Raw genomic sequence first — 3,642 nt, 5'->3', positions numbered from 1 at the left:
TGACGATGACCTACTTTGCTCGCGCCTCTCGGCGCTCGGCCCTTCGGGCCCGTCGTCGCGTTGCTCCGACGTCCTGCGCCTGCCATTCGGCAGGCTTGTCGCATGGGGCCGACAGGTAGTGACAGAGACTCACCGTATCCACAATAAAAAAGCCCCGCCAGAGCACTGGCGGGGCTTTTTGATTGAGGAGCCTGACGATGACCTACTCTCGCATGGGCAGAAGCCACACTACCATCGGCGCTGGTCTGTTTCACTGCTGAGTTCGGTATGGGATCAGGTGGTTCCAGACCGCTGTGGTCGTCAGGCAAAAAGGGTGATCACTGGATCGGACAGAGGACTGAGCTGTTGGTTGATGCGCGTTGCGTTATCCGTTGTCTGTCATTGCTTTGGGCGTTATATAGTCAAGCCGCACGAGCCATTAGTACCGGTTAGCTCAACGCCTCACAGCGCTTCCACACCCGGCCTATCCACGTCCTGGTCTAGGACGGCTCTTCAGGGGCCTCGAGGGCCCGGGGAGATCTCATCTTGGAAGGGGCTTCCCGCTTAGATGCCTTCAGCGGTTATCCTGTCCGAACTTAGCTACCGGGCAATGCCACTGGCGTGACAACCCGAACACCAGAGGTTCGTCCACTCCGGTCCTCTCGTACTAGGAGCAGCTTTCCTCAAATCTCCAACGTCCACGGCAGATAGGGACCGAACTGTCTCACGACGTTCTAAACCCAGCTCGCGTACCACTTTAAATGGCGAACAGCCATACCCTTGGGACCGGCTTCAGCCCCAGGATGTGATGAGCCGACATCGAGGTGCCAAACACCGCCGTCGATGTGAACTCTTGGGCGGTATCAGCCTGTTATCCCCGGAGTACCTTTTATCCGTTGAGCGATGGCCCTTCCATACAGAACCACCGGATCACTAAGACCTGCTTTCGCACCTGCTCGACGTGTGAGTCTCGCAGTTAAGCGGGCTTGTGCCTTTACACGAACCGCACGATGTCCGACCGTGCTTAGCCCACCTTTGTGCTCCTCCGTTACGCTTTGGGAGGAGACCGCCCCAGTCAAACTACCCACCACACAGTGTCCTTATCCCCGATCAGGGGACGAAGTTAGAACCTCAAACAACCCAGGCTGGTATTTCAAGGACGGCTCCACGGCAACTGGCGTTACCGCTTCGAAGCCTCCCAGCTATCCTACACAAGACTGCTCAAAGTTCACTGTGAAGCTATAGTAAAGGTTCACGGGGTCTTTCCGTCTGGCCGCGGATACACCGCATCTTCACGGCGATTTCAATTTCACTGAGTCTCGGGTAGAGACAGCGCCCCCATCGTTACGCCATTCGTGCAGGTCGGAACTTACCCGACAAGGAATTTCGCTACCTTAGGACCGTTATAGTTACGGCCGCCGTTTACCGGGGCTTCGATCAAGGGCTTCGTCCTGAGACTAACCCCATCAATTAACCTTCCGGCACCGGGCAGGCGTCACACCCTATACATCCACTTACGTGTTGGCAGAGTGCTGTGTTTTTAGTAAACAGTCGCAGGGGCCTGGTATCTTCGACCGGCTTCGGCTCAACTCGCGAAGAGCGTCACCTACGCACCGGCGTGCCTTCTCCCGAAGTTACGGCACCATTTTGCCTAGTTCCTTTACCCGAGTTCTCTCAAGCGCCTTGGGATTCTCACCCTGACCACCTGTGTCGGTTTGGGGTACGGTCTGGCATGACCTGACGCTTAGAAGATTTTCCTGGAAGCCTGGCATCAGTGACTTCGCGCCCTTGGGCGCTCGTATTCGCCTCTCGGCATTGTGGGACCGGATTTGCCTGATCCCACTGCCTACTGGCTTGAACCGGGACAACCGCCGCCCGGCTCACCTAGCCTTCTCCGTCTCTCCATCGCAGTCATGCAAGGTACGGGAATATTAACCCGTTTCCCATCGACTACACCTTTCGGTCTCGCCTTAGGGGCCGACTCACCCTGCGCCGATTAGCGTTGCGCAGGAACCCTTGGTCTTCCGGCGAGGGGGTTTTTCACCCCCTTTATCGTTACTCATGTCAGCATTCGCACTTCTGATACCTCCAACGCACCTGACGATGCGCCTTCACAGGCTTACAGAACGCTCCCCTACCCCGCCTACACAGTAGGCAGCCGCAGCTTCGGTGACCGGTTTGAGCCCCGTTACATCTTCCGCGCAGGCCGACTCGACTAGTGAGCTATTACGCTTTCTTTAAAGGATGGCTGCTTCTAAGCCAACCTCCTAGCTGTCTGGGCCTTCCCACATCGTTTCCCACTTAACCGGTACTTGGGGACCTTAGCTGGCGGTCTGGGTTGTTTCCCTCTCCACAGTGGACGTTAGCACCCACGGTGTGTCTCCCGGACAGCGCTCACCGGTATTCGGAGTTTGCCTCGGTTTGGTAAGCCGGGATGGCCCCCTAGCCGAAACAGTGCTCTACCCCCAGTGGCGTTCATCCGAGGCGCTACCTAAATAGCTTTCGGGGAGAACCAGCTATCTCCGAGCTTGATTAGCCTTTCACTCCAATCCACAAGTCATCCCCTGGCTTTTCAACGACAGTGGGTTCGGGCCTCCAGTTGATGTTACTCAACCTTCACCCTGCTCATGGATAGATCGCTCGGTTTCGGGTCTAATCCCAGCAACTCGACGCCCTATTAAGACTCGGTTTCCCTACGGCTCCCCTAAACGGTTAACCTCGCTACTGAAATTAAGTCGCTGACCCATTATACAAAAGGTACGCCGTCACCCCCGAAGGGGCTCCGACTGATTGTACGCATACGGTTTCAGGGTCTATTTCACTCCCCTCACAGGGGTTCTTTTCGCCTTTCCCTCACGGTACTGGTTCACTATCGGTCAGTCAGGAGTATTTAGCCTTGGAGGATGGTCCCCCCGTGTTCAGACAGGATGTCACGTAACCCGTCCTACTCGATTTCACGCGGATGGGGTTTCGACTACGGGGCTATCACCCACTATGGCGACCCTTTCCAGAGTCTTCGTCTACCCGTCACCGCGCTTAAGGGCTAATCCCCGTTCGCTCGCCGCTACTAAGGGAATCTCGGTTGATTTCTTTTCCTCGGGGTACTTAGATGTTTCAGTTCCCCCGGTTCGCCTCGCCCGCCTATGTATTCAGCGGACAATACCTGGCCGAAACCAGGTGGGTTTCCCCATTCGGAAATGCCCGGATCACAGCTTGTTTGCCAGCTCCCCGAGCCTTATCGCAGGCTTCCACGTCCTTCATCGCCTCTGACTGCCAAGGCATCCACCGTATGCGCTTAGTTGCTTGACTATATAACCCCAAAGCAACGACCTGTGCCCGAAGGCACTCACCGTTGCAAGGATCAAAGCCTCACAACCCAAACGACAATATCGCCGGATAACGCTTGCATCGTTATCTCTTTGAGACGAACCCGCCCGCAGGCGAATTCATCTCCAGCTTCAATCTTGTCCACATTCTTAAAGAGCGTTTCTGATCCAGTGATCAGAAAGAAGCACTTCGTCGTCAAAAACACGAAATACTTGTTTCTGCACACTGAGCAACAACCCGACCGGCTGTCTGTAAAATGGTGGAGCCGAGGAGGATCGAACTCCTGACCTCCTGCGTGCAAGGCAGGCGCTCTCCCAGCTGAGCTACGGCCCCATC

At 55.9% G+C, this 3,642-nt stretch carries 1 tRNA gene and 2 rRNA genes; all 3 read right to left on the bottom strand.

The annotated features are described in order from the left end of the window. Positions 1-189: 189 nt before the first annotated feature. Positions 190-305: ribosomal RNA gene (rrf, locus tag C8D92_RS15500) — 5S ribosomal RNA — on the bottom strand. A 92-nt stretch (positions 306-397) separates the two neighbouring features. Then, positions 398-3,288, bottom strand: a 23S ribosomal RNA gene (locus tag C8D92_RS15495). 275 nt (positions 3,289-3,563) lie between these two features. Beyond that, positions 3,564-3,639 (bottom strand) — tRNA-Ala (locus C8D92_RS15490). Between the last annotated feature and the right edge of the window lie 3 nt (positions 3,640-3,642).

The organism is Tamilnaduibacter salinus (assembly GCF_003096655.1).
GTDB classification, from domain to species: Bacteria; Pseudomonadota; Gammaproteobacteria; order Pseudomonadales; family Oleiphilaceae; genus Tamilnaduibacter; species Tamilnaduibacter salinus.
The sequence above is the reverse complement of the archived record's forward strand: the minus strand, read 5'-3'. Positions and strand labels throughout refer to the sequence as shown.